The sequence below is a fragment of the Kitasatospora sp. CM 4170 genome, from assembly GCF_032110285.1.
GTDB lineage: Bacteria > Actinomycetota > Actinomycetes > Streptomycetales > Streptomycetaceae > Kitasatospora > Kitasatospora aburaviensis.
On the sequence record NZ_CP134877.1, the window covers coordinates 7,905,001 to 7,926,724 of the forward strand.

Consider the following 21,724-nt stretch of genomic DNA (forward strand, 5'->3'; position numbering starts at 1 on the left):
CCGGCGGCTGGGCGAGTCAGAAACCGTATGGATAGTCGAAGGACATGCGAAAGGTCCGGCGTAGAGGGTAAGACCCCGTAGGCGAAATCTGTACGGCTTGCTTGCTCATCTCCCAAGTAGCACGGGGCCCGAGAAATCCCGTGTGAATCTGGCGGGACCACCCGCTAAGCCTAAATATTCCCTGGTGACCGATAGCGGATAGTACCGTGAGGGAATGGTGAAAAGTACCGCGGGAGCGGAGTGAAATAGTACCTGAAACCGTGTGCCTACAAGCCGTGGGAGCGTCGTCAGTGGGCTTGCCTGCTGGCCGTGACTGCGTGCCTTTTGAAGAATGAGCCTGCGAGTTTGCGGTGTGTAGCGAGGTTAACCCGTGTGGGGTAGCCGTAGCGAAAGCGAGTCCGAATAGGGCGTTTGAGTTGCATGCCCAAGACCCGAAGCGGAGTGATCTAGCCATGGGCAGGTTGAAGCGCGGGTAAGACCGTGTGGAGGACCGAACCCACCAGGGTTGAAAACCTGGGGGATGACCTGTGGTTAGGGGTGAAAGGCCAATCAAACTCCGTGATAGCTGGTTCTCCCCGAAATGCATTTAGGTGCAGCGTCACGTGTTTCTTGCCGGAGGTAGAGCACTGGATAGGCGATGGGCCTCACCGGGTTACTGACCTTAGCCAAACTCCGAATGCCGGTAAGTGAGAGCGTGGCAGTGAGACTGTGGGGGATAAGCTCCATGGTCGAGAGGGAAACAGCCCAGAACACCGACTAAGGTCCCTAAGCGTGTGCTAAGTGGGAAAGGATGTGGAGTCGCAGAGACAACCAGGAGGTTGGCTTAGAAGCAGCCACCCTTGAAAGAGTGCGTAATAGCTCACTGGTCAAGTGATTCCGCGCCGACAATGTAGCGGGGCTCAAGCACACCACCGAAGTCGTGTCATTGCAGCATGAAGGGCCAACGCCTGCTGTGATGGGTAGGGGAGCGTCGTGTGCCGGGTGAAGCGGCGGTGGAAACCAGTCGTGGACGGTATACGAGTGAGAATGCAGGCATGAGTAGCGATACAAGAGTGGGAAACTCTTGCGCCGATTGACCAAGGGTTCCTGGGTCAAGCTGATCTGCCCAGGGTAAGTCGGGACCTAAGGCGAGGCCGACAGGCGTAGTCGATGGACAACGGGTTGATATTCCCGTACCCGCTTTGAAGCGCCAACGCTGAACCTCTTGATGCTAAGCCCGTGAAGCCGGCCCGGAGTCTTCGGACAATGGGACGTGGTGGAGCCGGTGACCCAACGGGGTAGTAGGTGAGCGATGGGGTGACGCAGGAAGGTAGTCCAGCCCGGGCGGTGGTTGTCCCGGGGTAAGGGTGTAGGCCGTGAGGTAGGCAAATCCGCCTCACATTAAGGCTGAGACCTGATGCCGAGCCGATTGTGGTGAAGTGGATGATCCTATGCTGTCGAGAAAAGCCTCTAGCGAGTTTCATGGCGGCCCGTACCCCAAACCGACTCAGGTGGTCAGGTAGAGAATACCGAGGCGTTCGGGTGAACTATGGTTAAGGAACTCGGCAAAATGCCCCCGTAACTTCGGGAGAAGGGGGCCATTCCTGGTGACGAGTCTTGCACTCTGAGCTGGGGGTGGCCGCAGAGACCAGCGAGAAGCGACTGTTTACTAAAAACACAGGTCCGTGCGAAGCCGTAAGGCGATGTATACGGACTGACGCCTGCCCGGTGCTGGAACGTTAAGGGGACCGGTTAGCTCCATTTCGGTGGGGCGAAGCTGAGAACTTAAGCGCCAGTAAACGGCGGTGGTAACTATAACCATCCTAAGGTAGCGAAATTCCTTGTCGGGTAAGTTCCGACCTGCACGAATGGCGTAACGACTTCTCGACTGTCTCAACCATAGGCCCGGTGAAATTGCATTACGAGTAAAGATGCTCGTTTCGCGCAGCAGGACGGAAAGACCCCGGGACCTTTACTATAGCTTGATATTGGTGTTCGGTTCGGCTTGTGTAGGATAGGTGGGAGACTTTGAAGCAGCAACGCCAGTTGTTGTGGAGTCGTCGTTGAAATACCACTCTGGTCGTGCTGGATGTCTAACCTGGGTCCGTGATCCGGATCAGGGACAGTGTCTGGTGGGTAGTTTAACTGGGGCGGTTGCCTCCTAAAGGGTAACGGAGGCGCCCAAAGGTTCCCTCAGCCTGGTTGGCAATCAGGTGTTGAGTGTAAGTGCACAAGGGAGCTTGACTGTGAGACTGACGGGTCGAGCAGGTACGAAAGTAGGGACTAGTGATCCGGCGGTGGCTTGTGGAAGCGCCGTCGCTCAACGGATAAAAGGTACCCCGGGGATAACAGGCTGATCTTCCCCAAGAGTCCATATCGACGGGATGGTTTGGCACCTCGATGTCGGCTCGTCGCATCCTGGGGCTGGAGTAGGTCCCAAGGGTTGGGCTGTTCGCCCATTAAAGCGGTACGCGAGCTGGGTTTAGAACGTCGTGAGACAGTTCGGTCCCTATCCGCTGTGCGCGTAGGAGTGTTGAGAAGGGCTGTCCCTAGTACGAGAGGACCGGGACGGACGAACCTCTGGTGTGCCAGTTGTTCTGCCAAGGGCATGGCTGGTTGGCTACGTTCGGGAGGGATAACCGCTGAAAGCATCTAAGCGGGAAGCCTGCTTCGAGATGAGCACTCCCACCTCCTTGAGAGGGTAAGGCTCCCAGTAGACGACTGGGTTGATAGGCCGGATATGGAAGCCCTGTGAGGGGTGGAGTTGACCGGTACTAATAGGCCGAGGGCTTGTCCTCAGTTGCTCGCGTCCACTGTGTTGTTCTGAAACAACGACCCCCACCGCTCTGCGGGTGGGCGGCAGATAGTTTCATAGTGTTTCGGTGGTCATAGCGTGAGGGAAACGCCCGGTTACATTCCGAACCCGGAAGCTAAGCCTCACAGCGCCGATGGTACTGCAGGGGGGACCCTGTGGGAGAGTAGGACGCCGCCGAACAATCATTCACGAAGAACCCCCATCCGGGTGCCGGATGGGGGTTCTTCGCATTTCCGGGAAGGCTCGGACCAAACAACTCCGGGCGGCCCCTCCCGAAGGAGGGACCGCCCGGAGGTTCAGCCCTGCGGATCAGGCAGCCGGATCAGACAGCCGGGCCGGCCGGCGTGTGCAGGACGGCGGCCAGCACCTTGGGCAGCTCGCCGGCGGAGTCGGCGGTCCGGGCGCGCCAGGCCACGTGCCCGTCCGGGCGGACCAGGACACCGCCGTCGGCCTCGACCTCGCGCAGCCGCTCCCACGCCCCGTACGGGTCCCGCAGGCCCTCGGCGGCGCCGATCGTGCGCACGGCCACGGGCACGCCGGTGATCCGGGCGGCCTCGCGGGCCGCGTCGTGCCAGCGCTCGCCACCGCGGCCGGTGAGCAGGACGAAGCGGCCCTGGCCGACCACGTCCAGGGTGGAGCGGCGGCGCCCGCCGTCCTCCAGCCAGGCGTGCGGCAGGCGGGCGCCCGGCCAGGTGGTGGCCTGGTAGTAGAGCTCCGGGTCGCGGTCCTGGGTCGGCTCCGGCGTGCCGTCGTCGACGCGGGCACCGGCGCGGTAGCGATAGCCGATCTCGACGCCGTGCGCGTTCGTCTGGTAGTTGATCCGGTCGGTCGCGGCGGCCAGGGCGGCCCGCCGGGCGGCGGCCTCCTCGGTGTCGTCGGCGAGGCCGCGCAGCAGCTCCCACTGCTCGGTCGCGCTCTGGCCGGCGGCGTAGCCCAGCGCTGCCGGGATGCCGAGGAAGTCGATCATGCTGCGGACGGCGCGGTCGACGATCTGCGCGCCGACCGGCACCCGCTCGGCCTCGTAGGTGCCGAGCAGTTCGGGCGAGGCCGTGCCGTCCAGCACCAGCTTCAGCTTCCAGCAGAGGTTGAACGAGTCCGCGACCGCGGAGTTGAGGCCGAGGCCGTTGGTGGGCGGCATCTGGTGGACGGCGTCGCCGACGCAGAACACCCGGCCGTTCGCGTAGCGGGGGGCGACGACGGCGTTGACCTCCCACGGCGAGACGTTCTTGATCCGGATCTCGACGGACGGGTCGCCGATGCTCTCCCGCAGGTGGGCGCGGATCTCCTCGTGGTCCTCGGGGTCGAAGTCCGGGTCGTGGTCGAGGAAGCGCAGGAAGACCCACTCGTTCCAGGGGCGGACGCTGACGAACACCCGGCCGTCCTCCGGCGGGTTGCCGGGCACGGCGCCCATGAAGAGGATCGCGGGACGGTCGGCGCAGTAGCGGGAGAGGTCCGCCTCGAACCAGATCGTGGCCGCCTTGGCCAGGCCGGTGGCGCCCTCCACGGTGAGCCCCGCCTGCTGCATCACCCGGCTGTTGGCGCCGTCGGCGCCGATCACGTAGTCGGCGCGCACGGTGTACTGCAGGCCGGACTGGCGGTCGGCGAGCACCGCGGTGACGCCGTCCTCGTCCTGCTCCAGGCTCAGGAACTCCTGGCCGAAGCGGAGTTCGCCGACCCCGGCCTGCTGGACCTGCTCGACCAGCAGCGGCTCCATCAGGTGCTGCGGGAGGTTGCACATCTTGCTCGGGCTGGCGGCGAGGTAGTCGCCGATCCGGTCCGGGCCGTTGCCGTACGCGTCCAGCCGGCTGACCTCGGGGCCGGCGAAGGTCGACATGAAGATGTGGTTGGCGAGCAGCGGGCTCGGCGTCGCCTCGGCCAGGACCTCGGGCTCGACGCCGAGGTCGCGCAGGATCTCGCCGGTGCGCTGGTTCAGCAGGTGGGCCCGCGGGGTGTGCGCGGTGCCCGGGTACTTGCCGACGACCAGGTGCGGGACGCCGTACCGGGAGAGCGCCAGTGAGGCGGTCAGTCCGGCCGGTCCGGCGCCGACGATCAGGACCGGGACGCGGACGTCGGGGGTGGTGGTCGTCATGGTCAGTTTGCTGCCTTTCGTGCATAGCCGGCGTAGATCACCGACGTGTCCTTGTGAACGCCGAGCTGGAACTGCCGCCCCAGCTCGCCGTACGTGATCTCGCCGCGGGCCCGGCTCCGCATCGCCTTCAGCAGCTCCAACTGCGGCCGCTTGGAGGCGAATCCGATCAGGTCCTGGTTGGCCAGGCCGTGACGGCGGAAGACCTCGTGCAGCTCGGCCGGCTTGATGAAGCTCTTCCAGTCGTGGAGGTCCTTGGGCGCGAAGCTGACCGACTTCCAGTCCTGCGCCATCTTGATCATCGCGAGCTTGGACCGGAAGGTGCGGTTGATCGTGTCGTACAGGTAGTAGCCGCCCGGCTTGAGGACCCGGACCGCCTCGGCGACCGCCTGGTCCACCGAGGTGACGTGCTCCAGCGTGTCGCAGCAGTAGACGACGTCGAAGGTGCCGTCCGGGAAGGGCAGCTTCTCGGCGAAGCCCTGCTGGTACTCGATCTCCAGGCCGGACTCGGCGGCGTGGGCGCGGGCGGCCTCCAACGAGGGGCCGGACGGGTCCATGCCGGTGACCTTGCAGCCGGCCTTGGCGTAGAGCTCGGCGAGCAGGCCGCCGCCGCAGCCCACGTCGAGCACGCGAAGGCCGGCGAGGTCCAGCCGCAGCCGGTTGGTCAGCACGTCGTGGAAGTAGTCGAACCGGGCCGGGGTGAACGCCTCCAGGGTGGCGAACGGCTGGTCGTCGTGCCACCAGGAGTGTGTGTTGTAGACGTCGTTGTCGACAGCCATGGTGCGACTCCTCAGGAGAGCTTGATGGTCGGGCGGTAGAGGTCGAGCCAGACGGCCAGGTCGAGGACGCGCTCGAACGCCTCGCGCTCGTCCCGGTCGACGGCCTCGGGCTGCGCGGCGACGGCCCTGGCGAGCGCGGCTCCGTCGAAGAGCGTCACGGCCTCGTGGTCGGCCGACAGGAGTTCGCCGACCTGCTGCTGCAACCGGCCGACGTAGGCGAGCTGTTGGGTGTGCGGGTAGAGCGCCTTCACGCGCTCCACCACCGAGCTGGGCAGCACGTCCTTGACCGCGGCCCGCAGCAGGCTCTTCTCGCGGCCGTCGAACGTCTTCATCGCCCAGGGGGTGTTGAACACGTACTCGACGAGCCGGTGGTCGCAGAACGGCACCCGCACCTCCAGGCCGACCGCCATGCTCATCCGGTCCTTCCGGTCCAGCAGCAGGCCGAGCAGGCTGGTCAGGTGCACGTAGCAGAACTCGCGCATCCGCCGCTCGTGCGCGTCCTCGCCGGCCACCACCGGGAGGGCGGCGACCGTGTCGCTCCAGCGCTGGGCCCAGTAGCCGGGGACGTCGAGGGTGCGCAGCAGCAGGTCGGGGTCGATCAGCTTGGTGGGGTGGTTGCGCGGGCCGAGGCCGGAGGCGGTGACCCACGGGAACATCGGGACCTGCTGGACGGCCGGCAGGTGGAACCATGGGTAGCCGCCGAAGATCTCGTCCGACGACTCGCCGGAGAGCGCGACCGTCGAGTGCTCGCGGATCGCCTTGAAGAGCAGGTAGAGCGAGTTGTCCGCCTCGCCGAAGCCGAACGGCAGGTCGCGGGCGGTCACCGTGGCGCGGCGCACCTCGGGGTTGGCCAGCTCCTGGTAGTCGAGCTTGATGTCGTGGTGCAGCGTGCCGACGTGCTGAACGACCTCGCGGGCGAACGGCGCGTCCGGCGAGCCGCGCAGGTCGTCCGGGCGGAACGCGTCCGACTGCTCGAAGTCGACGGTGAACGTGCGGGCGCGCTCGCCGTCGGCGGCCAGCCGGCGGCCGGCCAGGGCGGTGAGGGCGCTGGAGTCGAGGCCGCCGGAGAGCAGGACGCACTGCGGCACGTCGGCGACCAGCTGCCGGGCGACGCTGTCCTCCAGCATCTCGCGGACGCGCCGCACGGTGGTCTCGGTGTCGTCGCGGTGCTCGGCGACCTCCAGCCGCCAGTAGACGTGCTCGCGCAGCCCGGAGCGGTCGAAGGTGACCATGGTGCCCGGCTTGACCTCGTGCATGCCGGCCCAGACCGCGCGGCCGGGCTCCTTGACGAAGCCGAACAGCTCGCGGAACCCGTCGGCGTCGACGACCGGCTCCACCTCGGGGTGGGCCAGCAGGGCCTTGGCCTCGGAGCCGAACACCAGGCCGCCGGCGGTGGGGGCGTAGTAGAGCGGCTTGATGCCCAGGCGGTCGCGCAGCAGCACCAGCTTCTCCACGCGGCCGTCCCAGATGCCCAGGGCGTACATGCCGTTGAGCCGGTCGGCGACCCCCTGTCCCCACTCCAGGTAGCCGCGCAGTACCACCTCGGTGTCGCTGGAGGTACGGAACTCGTGGCCCCGGCGCCGGAGTTCGGCCCGCAGCTCGGTGAAGTTGTACGCCTCACCGCTGTAGGTCAGCACGACCGGGCCGTCCGGCGTCTCGGCGACCATGGGCTGCACGCCGCCGGCCAGGTCGATGATGGAGAGCCGGCGGTGGCCGAGGGCGGCGTGGGCCGACAGCCAGGTGCCGGAGGCGTCCGGGCCGCGGCAGGCCATGGTGTCGGTCATGGCGCTCAGGGCGGCGAGTTCACGGTCGAGGTCGTGCTGGAAGGAGATCCAGCCAGCGATCCCGCACATACGGGTCTTCCTTCGTTCAGGGGGCGGGGAGGGCCGACCGGGTGGTCAGCGGAGCGCGGTGCCGCGCTGGGAGGCCATGTAGGCGGGCAGGCCGTCGATGTGCGAGCGGCCGGTCGGGGCGAAGAAGAAACGGTCCAGGGCGCCCTGCAGGAAGGACCACGGGCGGTTCAGCTCCGCCGCCCAGCGCCAGCTGAACCGGGCGCCGGTCTCGGTGGGCTCGACCACGTAGTCCTCCACCAGGTGGCGGAAGATCGGCTTGGTCGCCTCGGTGGCGGTGAAGGTCTTGCGGGTGCCCTCCTCCCAGCGGAAGAAGTGCTCGCGCAGGACGAGGCCGCTCTCCATCTCGATCTCGCGGGTGGTGCCGACACCGAACGGCCGCGGCGAGGTCCAGGTGAGCTGACGCATGCCCTTGGTCCAGCTGGAGACGCCGTCGCCGGTCAGGGCCGCCCAGGTCTCCTCCGCGGTGAACGGCACCTCGACCGAACGGGCGTGGTACAGCGGGGCGGTGGCGAACAGCGAGTCGTCGGCTTCCTCGATCGGATACCAGCGGGCGGCCATGGTGTCGGGTTCCTTTCCGGGGGTCTTGCCAGGGGGTCGTACGGGGCTTTCCGGGGTCTTCAGGGGTGGGGCGGCGCGTCGGGGGAGACGGGATCCGCGATCCGGGGGGAGTTACGACTTGCGGGCCCGCCACAGGGCGACGCAGCCGCGCACGGCCAGGTCGAAGTCGTCGAAGTTCTGCTTCAGCTGGTCGCGCAGGTCGTCCAGGTGGTCCTGGTCGTTGTGGAAGACACCCTTGCCGTTGAGGTCGTTCATCAGCCAGCGGCCGGCCCCGGTGACCGGGACGCCCTGGGAGAGGATCGTGCTGCCGAACACCGTGCCGCCGGGCCGCACGGCCGCCGCGGCGTGCCGGATGGCGACGCCCTTCTCGCGCAGGCTGCCGGGGATGCAGTGCAGCAGGAAGCTGAGGGCGGCCGAGTCGTGGCTCTCGGCGGGCACCGGCAGCGGCTCCAGCGCGTTGGCGACCACCTTGGTGGTCTTGAAGTGCGCCAGCCGCTCGGCGGTGAAGTCGAGGGTGCTGGGGTTGAGGTCGGCCAGCGTGATCTCCGGGTTCGAGACCGGGAACCGGGTGCGCTGCAGCAGGTAGCCGGTGCCGACGCCGATCTCCAGGTGCTTGGCGCCGATGGAGGTCCGGTACATCTCCAGGAAGTTGCGCGGGGAGCAGCGCCAGAACAGCGGTGCGCTGCCGCGGAAGACGAGCAGGTCGTAGAAGGCGAGCGCGCGCCGGTGGTACGGGTTCGCGCCGTCCAGGACCGCCTGGTCGACGGGGCCGGGCTGGTGGTCGTTGTCGATGCTCATGGTCTGCTCACCCTCGGTCGGAGTCGGTACGTGCGGATGGACGGGTCAGGCGGACGGCTCGGCGAGCCGGTCGAGGACGGCGCGCACGGTGGAGGTGCTGTGCTCGCCGGTCAGGGAGAAGTGGTCGCCCGGCACCTCGTCCTCGGTGTGCGGCACCGGCCAGGAGGCCTGCCAGCCCGTGGCGGGGAAGCCGGGGAGCGGCCGGGCCGCGCGGAGCTGGAGCGTCGGCGTGGCGAGGGGCTGCGGCTGCCAGCTCTCGAAGAGCCGGGCGTAGCCGCCCATCGCGGTGAGGCAGGTGTCGTCCAGCAGCTGGTCGGCCGGGAGTTGACCTCCAGTCAGAAGCTTGGCGATCTCCGCCTGGATGCGGGGAAGTATCGCACTCCCGGGCCGGTAGCTGTCCAGCAGGACGACGGAGACCGGTGCGGTGCCGAGCTTCTCCAGGTACGTCGCCACCGCGTGCGCGATCCAGCCGCCGGCCGAGTGGCCGAGGAGGACGAACGGCTCGTCGGCCGCGAGCCGTTCGACGTCCTCGGCGTGCAGGCGCACCAGCGCGTCGAGGTCGGCGGGCAGCCGCTCGCCCGCGGCGAAGCCGGGTGCGGGCAGCGCCCAGAGCTCGTGCCGGCCGTCGAAGGCGGCGGCCAGCCGGGCGTACTGGTGGGCGCCGGACCTGGAGGCGAAGGAGGGGAAGCAGAAGAAGCGGGGGCCCGCCGTGCCCCGGGCGAGGCGGACCGGCGCCGGACGGCCGCCCCCGTCCGGCGGGCCGTCGAAGGTGTCCCGGAACCGGGCGGCGGCCGCGAGGAGTTCGCCGAACTCGGCGAACCGGCCCAGCTCTGCGGCCCGGGGGGCGAGCGAGGCCAGCAGGCCGGCGGCCGACCCGTCCGGCGGGGCCGCGGCGGCGCCCAGCCCGGCTTCGAGATGCGCGGCGAGGCCGTCCAGCGTGGGGTGCTCGAACACGGCGGTGGAGGGGAGCGGGACGCCGGTGGCGGCCTGCAGGGCGGCGCTGAGCTCGGTCGCCGCGAGCGAGTCGAGTCCCAGCTCGGGCAGGTCCAGCCCGGTCTCCAGCTCGTCGGCGGAGGCGTGCCCCAGAGCGGCGGCCACCTGGGCGGCCACCAAATCCCGCAGGGTGGCGAGGCGTTCGGGCGCATCGAGGGCGAGCAGCCGATCGCGCAGCCGGTCGGGGGACTCGGTATCGGCCACCGGCTCGGCGGCCGCCAGGGCGCCGCCCCCGGCCGGCCGGGGGAGCGCGGCGGCGCCCTCGATCCAGAACCGGCGGCGCTGGAACGCGTAGGTGGGCAGGTCGACGACGTACGGGTCGAGGTGCGGTGTCCCGCCGCCGGCGAGGACGGCGGCCCAGTCGACCGGGACGCCGCGGACGTGGACGTGGGCGAGCGCGGTCAGCGCGCTCTCCGCCTCCGGGCGGGCGCGCCGGAGCAGCGGCACCGCCGCCGGGGCCGGCGTCCGCTCGGCCAGGCCGTCCCGGACGAGGCCGGACAGCACACCGCCGGGGCCGAGTTCGAGGAAAGCGGTGACGCCGTCCTCGGCCATCCGGCGGAGGCCGTCGTGGAAGCGGACCGCCTCGCGGATGTGCCGCACCCAGTACTCCGGTCGGCCCACCTGCTCGGCGGTCGCCGGCTCGCCGGTCAGGTTCGAGAGCAGCCGGATCCGCGGCGGCCGGTAGTCGAGCCCGCTCGCCGCCTCGTGGAAGCGCTCCAGCACGCCGTCCATCAGCGGCGAGTGGAACGCCCGGGCGACCCGCAGCCGCCTGGTCCGGCAGCCGCGCCCGGCCAGCTCGGCGGCGGCCTCGTCGACCGCCTCGGCCAGGCCGGAGAGCACGGTGGCGCGCGGTCCGTTGACGGCGGCGATGCCGAGCCGGTCCTCCCGGCCCGCCAGCAGCGGCAGCACGTCCTCCTCGGCCGCCTCCACCGCGACCATGGCGCCGGCCGGCGAGTCCTGCATCAGCCGGCCGCGGGCGGCGACCAGCCGGCAGGCGTCCTCGACGGAGAACACCCCGGCCGCACAGGCCGCCGTCAGCTCGCCGATCGAGTGGCCGCCGACCCAGTCCGGCCTCACCCCCCAGGACTCCAGCAGCCGGAACGCCGCCAGGCCGACCGCGAAGAGCCCGGCCTGGGTGAACACCGTCTCGTCGAGCAGGGCGGCCCCGGGGCTGCCCTCGGGGGCGAACAGCACGTCGCGCAGGGCGGGGTGGCCGAGCGGAGCGAGGTGCTGGTCCAGCAGCGCGCACACCTCGTCCAGGGTCCGGGCGAAGACCGGGTGGGCCGCGTACAGGCCCTGGCCCATGCCCGGGCGCTGGCTGCCCTGGCCGGGGAAGAGGAAGCCGACCCGGCCCGCGGCCACCGTGCCGCGGACCAGCCCGGGCGCGGGGGTGCCCGCGGCCAGGGCGTCGAGAGCGGTGCCCAGCTCGGCGGCGTCGCGCCCGAGCAGCACCGCCCGGTGCGGCAGGGCGGCCCGGGAGAGGGCCAACGAACGCCCGACGGCGGCCGGGTCGACGGCGGGCGAGCCGGCGAGGTGCTCGCGCAGCCGCTCCGCCTGGGCCCGCAGGGCGGCCTCGCCGCGGGCCGAGACCAGCCAGGGGAGGAGCGGACCGGCCGACGGCGTCGGCCCGGCCGGATCGGCGGCCGCCGCCCGGTCGCGCGCTGCGGCGCCGTCGGTGCCGCTGGAACCGTTGGAGTCTTCGGAAGCGTGGGACGGAGCCGGGCGGGCAGGCAGCGGCGGGGCCTGTTCCAGGACGACGTGGGCGTTGGTGCCGCTGATGCCGAACGCGGACACGCCCGCGCGCCGGGGACGGTCCCGCTCCGGCCAGGCCACCGGCTCCGTGAGGAGGGCGACCGATCCCGCGGCCCAGTCGACGTGCGGGGTGGGGGCGTCGGTGTGCAGCATCGGCGGCAGGACGCCGTGCCGCATCGCCATCACCATCTTGATCACCCCCGCCATCCCGGCGGCCGCAGCGGTGTGGCCGATGTTGGACTTCACCGAGCCGAGGTAGAGGGGCTGTTCGGCCGGGCGGCCCCGCCCGTAGGTGGCCAGCAGCGCCTCGGCCTCGATCGGGTCGCCGAGCGGCGTGCCCGTCCCGTGCGCCTCCACCGCGTCCACCTCGTCCGGGGTCAGCCGGGCGTTGGCCAGCGCCTGCCGGATGACCCGCTGCTGAGAAGGACCGTTGGGCGCGGACAGGCCGTTGCTGGCGCCGTCCTGGTTGGTCGCCGAGCCGCGGACGACGGCCAGCACCGGGTGCCCGTTGCGCCGGGCGTCGGAGAGCCGCTCCAGCAGCAGCACGCCCACCCCCTCGCCCCAGGCCGTGCCGTCGGCCGCAGCGGCGAACGGCTTGCACCGCCCGTCCGGAGCCAGCCCCCGCTGCCGGCTGAAGGCGACGAAGGCCTGCGGGGTGGAGAGCACGCTGACGGCGCCCGCGAGCGCGAGCGTGCTCTCGCCCGAGCGCAGCGACTGGCAGGCCAGGTGCAGGGCGACCAGGGAGGACGAGCAGGCCGTGTCCACGGTGGCGGCCGGCCCCTCCAGCCCGAAGGTGTAGGCGAGTCGGCCGGACAGGACGCTGGCCGCGTTGCCGGTCAGCAGGTACCCCTCCAGACCGTCCGGCGAGCCCTGCGCCAGCAGGTGGTAGTCCTGGCCGCTGCTCCCGGCGAACACCCCGGTCCGGCTGCCGCGCAGGGTGGTCGGGTCGATGCCGGCGCGCTCGAAGGCCTCCCAGGAGGTCTCCAGCAGCAGTCGCTGCTGCGGGTCCATGGCCAGCGCCTCGCGCGGGCCGATGCCGAAGAACGCGGCGTCGAACCGGTCGGCGTCGTGGAGGAACCCGCCCTCGCGGGTGTAGCTCCGGCCCGCGCGGTCCGGGTCGGGGTCGTAGAGGTTGTCGAGGTCCCAGCCGCGATTGTCGGGGAACGGTGTGATGGCGTCCCGGCTCTCCGCGACCAGCTGCCACAGCTCCTCGGGGCTGCGGACCTCGCCCGGGTAGCGGCAGGCCATCGCGACGACGGCGATCGGCTCGTCGGTGCCGACCGCTGCCGCGGGGGCGGGCTCGGCGTCGGCGATCTCGACGTCCGTGTCGGAGAGTTGGGCGAGCAGGTGGCGGCTCAGGGCCTCGGGCGTCGGGTGGTCGAAGGCGACGGCGGCCGGGAGCCGGAGGCCGGTGGCGGCCATCAGCCGGTTGCGCAGCTCGACGGCGGTGAGCGAGACGAAGCCCAGCTCCTGGAAGGTCCGACCCGGCGTGATCGGGGAGGCCAGGTCGAGGACGGCGATCGCGTGGGAGTCCACCAGGTCGCGCACCAGCCGCTCGCGGTCGGGCTCGGACAGCTCGGCGAGGCGGCGGCGCAGCTCCGCTGCGGCAGAGCCCGTGGCGCGGTCCTCCGACTCGGTGAATGGCCTGCCGGTGCCGGTCGTGTCCACCCAGTAACGGCGTTGCTGGAAGGGGTAGGTGGGGAGGTCGGGGTGGGTGGCGGGGTGGAGGAAGGGGGTCCAGTTGAGGGGGTGGCCGTGGTTGTGGAGGTGGGTGGCGGAGGTGAGGAGGCGGGTCCAGGTGTCTTCGTTGCGGCGGAGGGTGCCGGTGACGATGACGGTTTCCGTGTCGAGGGTTTCTTCGATGGCGGGGGTGAGGACGGGGTGGGGGCTGGCCTCGATGTAGGTGGTGTGGCCGTCGGTGTGGGCGGCGTGGGTGGCGTCGGTGAAGCGGACGGTCTGGCGGAGGTTGGTGTACCAGTAAGCCGCGTCCAGCTGGCGGGTGTCGATGAGACCGCCGGTGACCGTCGAGTAGAACGGCACGGACGCTGCCTGAGGCGTCACTCCGGCCAGCTGGGTGGCCAGGTCGGCTTGGATGGCTTCGACGTGGGGGCTGTGGGAGGCGTAGTCGACGTCGATGCGGCGGGCGCGGATCTCCTGCTGCTCGCAGTGGTTGAGGAGTTCGTCGAGGGCGTCGCGGTCGCCGGCGATGACGGTGGTGGTGGGGCCGTTGTGGGCGGCGACGGTGAGTCGGCCGTCCCAGCGGGCGAGGAGGGCGGTGGCGTCCTCAGCGCTGAGGGGGAGGGAGGCCATGCCGCCGTGTCCGCTGATGGCGAGGATGGCCTGGCTGCGTAGGGCGGCGACGCGTGCGCCGTCCTCCAACGAGAGTGCTCCGGCGACGGTGGCGGCGGCGATCTCGCCCTGGGAGTGGCCGATGACGGCGGCGGGCTCGATTCCGAGGGAGCGCCAGAGTTCGGCGAGGGAGACCATGACGGCGAACAGCGCGGGCTGCACGACATCCACCCTGGTCAGCTCGTCCTTGCCGCGCAGCACCTCCGTGAGCGACCAGTCGACGTGCGGGGCGAGTGCTGCTTCGCAGTTGGCGATCCACTGGGCGAACACCGGGGAGGTGTCGAGGAGTTCGGCGCCCATGCCGATCCATTGGGAGCCCTGGCCGGGGAAGACGAAGACGGGCCGGTCGTGGGTGCCGTGGCCGATGGGGGCGGTGCCGTCGGCGAGCGCGGTCAGGGTGGTGAGGAGTTCGTCGTGGTTCTGGCCGAGGGCGACGGCGCGGTGGTCGAGGGCGGCACGTCCGGTGAGCAGGGTGTGGCCGACGGCCCGCAGGTCGGTGTCGGGGTGGTCCTGCAGGAAGGTGGCGAGCTGTCCGGCCTGGGCGCGCAGGGCGCGTTCATCACGGGCGGAGAGCACCCACGGCACCACCGACGACGGCGAGTTGCTCTCGGCCGTCTCCCGCTGCGGCTCCTCCGGCGCCTCCTCCAGGATCACATGCGCGTTCGTCCCGCTCGCCCCGAAGCCCGAGATCCCGGCCCGCCGGGCCTGCTCGCCGGCCGGCCACTCCTGCGCCTCGGTGAGCAGCGAGACGGCCCCGGCCGACCAGTCGACATGCGGAGTCGGCTCGTCGACGTGCAGGGTGCGCGGCAGCACGCCGTTGCGCATCGCCATGACCATTTTGATGACCCCGGCGACGCCCGCCGCGGCCTGGGTGTGGCCGATGTTGGACTTCACCGACCCCAGCCAGAGCGGCTGTTCGGCCGATCGGTCCTGGCCGTAGGTGGCCAGCAGGGCCTGGGCCTCGATCGGGTCGCCCAGCGTCGTGCCGGTGCCGTGGGCCTCGACCGCGTCCACCTCGGCCGCCGAGAGGCGGGCGTTGTCGAGCGCGTCCCAGATCACCCTCTGCTGCGCCGGCCCGTTGGGCGCGGTGAGCCCGTTGCTGGCGCCGTCCTGGTTGACGGCCGAGCCGCGCACGACCGCCAGCACCCGGTGCCCGTTGCGCTGCGCGTCGGACAGCCGCTCCAACAGCAGGACGCCGACGCCCTCGCCCCAGCCGGTGCCGTCCGCCGAGGCGGCGAAGGCCTTGCAGCGGCCGTCGGGGGCGAGCCCGCGCTGGCGGCTGAACTCGACGAACATGCCCGGCGCGGCCATCACCGCCGCCCCGCCGGCGAGGGCGGTCGTGCACTCGCCCCGGCGCAGCGACTGGCAGGCCAGGTGCAGGGCCACCAAGGACGACGAGCACGCCGTGTCGACCGTGATCGCCGGGCCCTCCAGCCCGAACACGTAGGAGAGCCGGCCCGAGATCACGCTCGCCGCCCCGCCGGAGAGCAGGTACCCCTCCAGGCTCTCGGTCGCGTTCTGGGCGAGTGCCGCGTAGTCGACCTGCCCGGCGCCCATGAAGACGCCGGTCCTGCTGCCCCGCAGTGTGGCCGGGTCGACGCCGGCCCGTTCGAAGGCCTCCCAGGAGGTCTCCAGCAGCAGCCGCTGCTGCGGGTCCATCGCCAGGGCCTCACGCGGGCCGATGCCGAAGAAACCGGCGTCGAACCGGTCCGCTCCCTCGACGAATCCGCCCTCGCGGGCGTAGGTGTGGCCGGCGCGGTCCGGGTCGGGGTCGTACAGCGCCTCGACGTCCCAGCCGCGGTCCTCCGGGAATGCGGAGATCGCGTCCCGGCCGTCCGCGACCAACTGCCAGAGCTGCTCCGCCGAGTCGGCACCGCCGGGGAAGCGGCAGGCCATGCCGACGATCGCGATCGGCTCGCCCGCGACGTTCTCCATCTCCTGGAGCCGCCGGCGCGTCTCCTGGAGGTCGGCGGTCACCCGCTTGAGGAAGTAGCGGAGCTTGTCCTCGGTCTCGCTGGCCACAGTGGCGCAACCCCTTCGGGATGGACAGGTACGGGATGCCGGCACGGTCGCCGGCGGGCGGGTCAGGGTGGGGCGGTCAGGAGATGCCGAGTTCGTTGGTGATGAAGTCGAAGACCTCGTCGTCCTCGGCCGAGTCCAACTCCAGTCCGGCCGCCGGGGATTCACCGGAGGCCACCGGGTCGCGCCGGTCGTCCCACCGGGAGAGGACGCCCCGCAGCCGGCCTGCGATCCGCGCCCGGTCGGGGTGGTCGGCGGCGACCGCGGCGAGGACGGCTTCCAGGCGGTCCAGTTCGGCGAGCACCGGGGCGGTCGAATGCCCTCCCTCGCGCGGGAGTTCGGCGTCCAGGTAGCCGGCCAGCGCCGCCGCCGTGGGGTGGTCGAAGACCAGCGTCGCCGGCAGCCGCAGGCCGGTGGCGGAGGTCAGGCGGTTGCGCAGCTCGACCGCGGTGAGCGAGTCGAAGCCCAGGTCGCCGAAGGCGCGGTCGGCGTCGATCGAGGCGGCGTCCGAGTGGCCGAGCACGACCGCCACCTGGGTGCGGACCAGGTCCAGCAGCGCGCGTTCGCGGTCGGCCTCGGACAGGCCGGCGAGCCGTCGCTTCAGCCCGTCCGCCGCCTCCGCGTCGGCCCGGCGGGCGGGCCCGGCGGCCGTCCCGGCCAGGCTGCGCAGCAGCGGCGGGAGCTCGGGCCCGGTCTGGCGCAGCGCGGCGAGGTCCAGCCGGACCGGCAGCGCCGTCGGGTCGGTCCCGGTGAGCGCCGCGTCGAAGAGGGCGAGGCCGTCCTCCGGGGTGAGCGGCAGGACGCCCGAGCGCCGCATCCGGCCGAGCGTGGCGTCGTCCAGGGCGCCCGCCATGCCGTCGCGCTGCTCCCAGAGACCCCAGGCGAGCGACCGGGCGGGCAGGCCCTGCGCGGTGCGGTGCTGGGCCAGGGCGTCGAGGAAGGCGTTGGCCGCCGTGTAGCCGCCCTGGCCGGCGCCGCCGAGGGTGGCCGTCGCAGACGAGAACAGCACGAAGGCGGCGAGCCCGGCCTCGCGGGTGAGCTCGTGCAGGTGCCAGGCGGCGTCCGCCTTCGGACGGAGCGCGGCGTCGAACAGCTCCTCGGTGAGCGAGGCCAGGGCGCCGTCCGCGACGACGCCGGCCGTGTGGACGACGGCGGTGAGCGGGTGCTCGGCGGGGACGGCGGCGAGCACGGCGGCGAGCGCCGCCCGGTCCGCCACGTCGCAGGCCGTGACCGTCACCTGTGCTCCGAGGGAAGCGAGTTCGGCGGTCAGCTCGGCGGCGCCCGCGGCCTCCGGGCCGCGGCGACCGAGCAGCAGCAGGTGCCGCACGCCGTGGGCGGTGACCAGGTGGCGGGCGAACAGCGCGCCGAGCGCTCCGGTGCCGCCGGTGATCAGCACCGTGCCGTCAGGGTCGAGTGCGGGGGCCGGCGCGGGCGCCGCCGGGCGGGCCCGGACCAGACGCGGCGTCAGGACGGTGCCCGCCCGCAGGGCGAGCTGCGGCTCGGCGCCGGCGGCGGCCCGGGCGAAGGCCGCGGCGGGGTCCGAGGCGTCGTCGAGGTCGAGCAGGCCGAAGCGGTCCGGGTGCTCGGCCTGGGCGGCGCGGACCAGCCCCCACAGCGGTGCGTGCGTGAGCTGCGGGACGTCCTCGCCGTGCTCGGCGGCCACTGCACGGCGGGTCACCAGGACCAGCCGGGAGGTGGCGAGGCGGTCGTCCGCCGCCCACGCCGCCAGCGCGGAGCCCACCCGGTGCACGGCCGCACGGACCGCCGCGGGGACGTCTGCGCCTGCCTCCGGCAGGTCGGCCCCGGGCAGGTCGGCCCCGGGCAGGTCGGCTCCGGGCAGGTCCGGTACGGGCAGGAAGACCGCGTCCGGCAGCGGCAGCCCGGTGTCGACGGCTGCGCCGAGTGCCGCGACGTCCGGGTGGTGGTCAAGGCCCGCGCCCAGGGTTCCGTCGTCGGGGGAGCCGAGGACGGCCCACCGCCCGCGGACGGTCTCCGCCGCGGGGGCCGGCGTCCACTCGACGCGGAACAGGGCGTCGCCGAGCCCGGCCCGGGCCGCCGCGCGCAGCTGCTCGACCGAGACCGGCCGGGCCCGCAGCGCGCCGACGGAGGCCACCGGCGCGCCGGACTCGTCGGCCACCTGCAGGGACATCGCGTCCGGCCCGGCCGGGGCCATCCGCAGCCGCAGCACGGCCGCCCCCGGGCGGTGCAGCCGCACCCCGTTCCACGCGAACGGCAGCAGCACCTGCTCACCGGTGTTCCCGACCAGGCCCGCGTGCAGGGCGGCGTCGAGCAGCGCCGGGTGGACGCCGTACCCGCCGGCCTGCGCCCGCTCAGGCTCCGGCAAGGCGACCTCGCCGTACACCTCCTCGCCCGCGCGCCAGACCGCCCGCAGGCCGCGGAACGACGGGCCGTAGACGAAGCCGTCCCGGGCGACCGACGGGTAGAAGTCGGCCACGTCCACCGGCACCGCGCCCTCGGGCGGCCAGACACCCGCGTGGCCCGGGAAGCCCGCGTGGTCCCAGCCGATCGCCCCGTCCTCCGCGGCGAGCGTGCCGCCGGCGTGCCGGGTCCACGCCTCGCCGTCGTCCGGGCGCGAGTACACGCCGATCGACCGCCGGCCCGACTCGTCGGCCGCACCGACCACCAGCTGCACCTGCACCGCGCCGGCCTCGGTGAGGATCAGCGGCGCCTCCTGGTCCAGCTCCTCCACCGCCGTGCAGCCGGCCAGGTGCGCCGCGTGCAGGGCCAGCTCCAGGTAGGCGGTGCCGGGCACCACCACGCTGCCGAGGATGACGTGGTCGGCGAGCCAGCGGTGCGAGCGGACCGACAGCCGGCCGGTGAGGATCAGCCCGCCGCCCTCCGCCGGGGTGACGGAGGCGCCGAGCAGCGGATGCCCGGCCGCCGTCACGCCGAGCTCGGACGCCTCGGCGGCCGGACCGGCGGCGGCCGGCCAGTACCGCTCGCCCTGGAACGGGTACGTCGGCAGGTCCACCCGGCGCCCGGCCGGGCCGGCCAGGTCGGTGAGACAGGCCGGCCAGTCCACCCGGACGCCCCGCACGTGCGCCTGCGCGACGGCGGCCAGCACGGTGTCGGTCTCCGGGCGGCCCCGGCGCAGCAGCGGCACGGCCGCGACGTCGTCCCGGTCCCCGGCGGCCTGCTGGGTCATGGCGGAGAGCACGCCGTCCGGGCCGAGCTCCAGCAGGGCGGTGACCCCGCGGTCGAGCAGGTGCCGCACGCCGTCGTGGAAGCGCACGGCCTCGCGCACGTGCCGGACCCAGTACTCCGCGGTGCGGATCTCCTCGGTGACCGGCCGGCCGGTGAGGTTGGAGACGACGGGGATCGTCGGCTCGTGCAGGGTCAGCCCGGCGAGCACCTCGCGGAACGGGTCGAGCATGCCCGCCATCCGCGGGGAGTGGAAGGCGTGGCTGACGGTCAGCCGCTTGGTGCGGCGGCCCTCGGCGCGGAGCCGTTCGGCGACCGCGGTGACCGCCTCCTCCTCGCCGGAGACCACCACCGAGCGGGGGCCGTTGACGGCCGCGATGCTCGCCTGCGCCTCGTGGCCGGCGAGCAGCCCGGCCACCTCCGCCTCCGTCGCCTCGACGGCCACCATCGCGCCGCCGGCGGGGAGTTGCTGCATCAGCCGGCCGCGCGCGGCGACCGCCGTCACCGCGTCCTCCAGCGAGAACACCCCGGCGACGTGCGCCGCCGCCAGCTCGCCGATCGAGTGCCCGAGCACGAAGTCCGGCCGCAGGCCCCAGGATTCGGCCAGCCGGAACAGCGCCACCTCCAGCGCGAACAGGGCGGCCTGGGTGAAGGCGGTCTCGTCCAGCCGCGCCGCCTCGGGCGAACCCTCCTCGGCGAGCAGCACCTCGCGCACCGGCAGCCCGGTCCGCTCCGTCAGCAGGGCGCAGACCTTGTCCAGCTCGGCGGCGAACACCGGGAAGCGGCGGTGCAGTTCGCGGCCGGCGCCGGCCCGCTGCGCGCCCTGACCGGTGAACAGGAACGCCAGCTTCCCGCCGCGCGGACCCGGACCCCGGACCAGCTGCGGAGCGCTTCCGGCCCGGTGCAGCGCGTCGAGACCGGCGAGCAGCTCGGTGCGGTCGGCGCCGAGCACCACCGCGCGGTGGTCGAGATCGGCCCGGGCGGTGACCAACGACCAGGCGACGTCCGCCCGGTCCCACCCGGGCTCGCCCGAGACGGCGGCGGCCAGCCGGCCGGCCTGGGCGCGCAGCGCCTCCGGGCTGCGGGCGGAGAGCAGCCACGGGGTGCCGGCGGGCGCCTCACCGGGCACGACGGTCGGGCGCTGCCCGACGGGCTCGCCGGCCGGCTCCTCGGCCGGCTCCTCGACGGGCTCGTCGGCCGGCTGCTCCAGGATGACGTGGGCGTTGGTGCCGCTGATCCCGAACGAGGAGACGCCCGCGCGCCGCGGCCGGTCGGTGGCCGGCCAGGCGCGCTGCTCGGTGAGCAGCTCGACCGCGCCGCGTGACCAGTCGACCTGCGGCGTCGGCTCGTCCACGTGCAGGGTGGCGGGCAGCACGCCGTGTCGCATCGCCAGCACCGTCTTGATGACTCCGGCGACGCCCGCGGCGAGCTGGGTGTGGCCGATGTTGGACTTCACCGAGCCGAGGTAGAGCGGCCGTTCGGCCGGCCGGTCCTGGCCGTAGGTGGCGAGCAGCGCCTGGGCCTCGATCGGGTCGCCGAGCCTGGTGCCCGTTCCGTGCGCCTCGACGGCGTCCACGTCCCCGGCGGTCAGCCGGGCGTCGGCCAGCGCCGCCCGGATCACCCGCTGCTGGGCGGGCCCGCTCGGGGCGGTCAGGCCGTTGGAGGCGCCGTCCTGGTTGATCGCCGAGCCGCGGACCAGGGCGAGCACCGGGTGGCCGAGGCGGCGGGCGTCGGAGAGCCGCTCGACCAGCAGGACGCCGACGCCCTCGCCCCAGGCGGTGCCGTCGGCCGCGCCGGCGAAGGCCTTGCAGCGGCCGTCGGGGGCGAGGCCGCGCTGGCGGCTGAACTCGATGAACATGTGCGGCGCCGCCATCACGGCCGCGCCGCCGACCAGCGCCATCGTGCACTCGCCGTCGCGCAGCGCCCGGCTCGCCAGGTGCAGCGCGACCAGGGACGAGGAGCAGGCGGTGTCCACCGTGAGCGCCGGGCCCTCCAGGCCGAGGGCGTACGCCAGCCGGCCGGAGGCGACGCTGACGGTGGTACCGGTGAGCAGGTAGCCCTCGGAGCCCTCGGCGCTGCGCGGATCGGCGGCGTAGCCGAGCGGGGCCGCGCCGACGAACACCCCGGTCCGGCTGCCCTGGACGGAGGAGGGGTCGATACCGGCGCGCTCGAAGGCCTCCCAGGAGGTCTCCAGCAGCAGCCGCTGCTGCGGGTCCATCGCCAGGGCCTCGCGCGGGCTGATCCCGAAGAACGCCGCGTCGAACCGGTCCGCGTCCCGGACGAAGCAGCCCTGCCGGACGTAGCTCCGGCCGGGGCGGTCCGGGTCCGGGTCGTACAACTCCTCGGTGTCCCAGCCGCGTTCGGCCGGGAAGTCGGAGAGGGCGTCGCGGCCGTCGGCGACCAGCCGCCACAGGTCCTCGGGGCTGTGGACGTCGCCGGGGTAGCGGCAGGCCATGCCGACGATCGCGATCGGCTCGTGCCGGGCCTCCGTCAGCTGGTGGTTCTGCTGCTGCAGCCGCCGGGTCTCCTTGAGCGAGACCCGGAGCGCTTCCAGCACCTTCTCCTGTGATGCAGCCATCGT

7 protein-coding genes and 2 rRNA genes (1 of these 9 cut by a window edge) are annotated in these 21,724 nt (G+C 72.4%); 2 read left to right on the forward strand and 7 right to left on the reverse strand.

Going from position 1 to position 21,724, the window contains the following annotated elements:
• Together RMN57_RS33020 and rrf are read left to right on the forward strand one after the other, a co-directional pair.
• Positions 1 to 2,777 (forward strand): 23S ribosomal RNA (locus RMN57_RS33020); it begins 342 nt to the left of the window's first position.
• A gap of 80 nt (positions 2,778 to 2,857) precedes the next feature.
• Positions 2,858 to 2,974 (forward strand): 5S ribosomal RNA (gene rrf / locus RMN57_RS33025).
• A 142-nt stretch (positions 2,975 to 3,116) separates the two neighbouring features.
• Here rrf and RMN57_RS33030 read toward each other — a convergent pair.
• The 7 genes from RMN57_RS33030 to RMN57_RS33060 all read right to left on the reverse strand — a co-directional run bounded on the left by RMN57_RS33030 (position 3,117) and on the right by RMN57_RS33060 (position 21,721).
• On the reverse strand, positions 3,117 to 4,883 hold the full coding sequence (locus tag RMN57_RS33030) for an FAD-dependent monooxygenase (protein ID WP_313766961.1): 1,767 nt from the start codon (positions 4,881 to 4,883) through the stop codon (positions 3,117 to 3,119).
• Between the two features lie 2 nt (positions 4,884 to 4,885).
• On the reverse strand, positions 4,886 to 5,659 hold the full coding sequence (gene ubiG / locus RMN57_RS33035) for a bifunctional 2-polyprenyl-6-hydroxyphenol methylase/3-demethylubiquinol 3-O-methyltransferase UbiG (RefSeq protein ID WP_313766962.1): 774 nt from the start codon (positions 5,657 to 5,659) through the stop codon (positions 4,886 to 4,888).
• Between the two features lie 11 nt (positions 5,660 to 5,670).
• The gene (asnB, locus tag RMN57_RS33040; RefSeq protein ID WP_313766963.1) at positions 5,671 to 7,512 is read right to left on the reverse strand and encodes an asparagine synthase (glutamine-hydrolyzing); all 1,842 of its coding nucleotides are present in this window, start codon (positions 7,510 to 7,512) and stop codon (positions 5,671 to 5,673) included.
• A gap of 45 nt (positions 7,513 to 7,557) precedes the next feature.
• The gene (locus RMN57_RS33045; RefSeq protein ID WP_313766964.1) at positions 7,558 to 8,070 is read right to left on the reverse strand and encodes an SRPBCC family protein; all 513 of its coding nucleotides are present in this window, start codon (positions 8,068 to 8,070) and stop codon (positions 7,558 to 7,560) included.
• Positions 8,071 to 8,181: 111 nt separating this feature from the next.
• On the reverse strand, positions 8,182 to 8,868 hold the full coding sequence (locus tag RMN57_RS33050) for a class I SAM-dependent methyltransferase (RefSeq protein ID WP_313766965.1): 687 nt from the start codon (positions 8,866 to 8,868) through the stop codon (positions 8,182 to 8,184).
• 45 nt (positions 8,869 to 8,913) lie between these two features.
• The gene (locus RMN57_RS33055) at positions 8,914 to 16,029 is read right to left on the reverse strand and encodes a type I polyketide synthase (protein ID WP_396327971.1); all 7,116 of its coding nucleotides are present in this window, start codon (positions 16,027 to 16,029) and stop codon (positions 8,914 to 8,916) included.
• Between the two features lie 31 nt (positions 16,030 to 16,060).
• The gene (locus tag RMN57_RS33060) at positions 16,061 to 21,721 is read right to left on the reverse strand and encodes a type I polyketide synthase (protein WP_345328566.1); all 5,661 of its coding nucleotides are present in this window, start codon (positions 21,719 to 21,721) and stop codon (positions 16,061 to 16,063) included.
• Positions 21,722 to 21,724 lie beyond the last annotated feature (3 nt).

Coding starts and splice junctions, on each gene's coding strand:
- RMN57_RS33030 (WP_313766961.1), bottom strand. CDS start 4,883: ATGACGACCACCACCCCCGACGTCCGCGTCCCGGTCCTGATCGTCGGC.
- ubiG (WP_313766962.1), bottom strand. CDS start 5,659: ATGGCTGTCGACAACGACGTCTACAACACACACTCCTGGTGGCACGAC.
- asnB (WP_313766963.1), bottom strand. CDS start 7,512: ATGTGCGGGATCGCTGGCTGGATCTCCTTCCAGCACGACCTCGACCGT.
- RMN57_RS33045 (WP_313766964.1), bottom strand. CDS start 8,070: ATGGCCGCCCGCTGGTATCCGATCGAGGAAGCCGACGACTCGCTGTTC.
- RMN57_RS33050 (WP_313766965.1), bottom strand. CDS start 8,868: ATGAGCATCGACAACGACCACCAGCCCGGCCCCGTCGACCAGGCGGTC.
- RMN57_RS33060 (WP_345328566.1), bottom strand. CDS start 21,721: ATGGCTGCATCACAGGAGAAGGTGCTGGAAGCGCTCCGGGTCTCGCTC.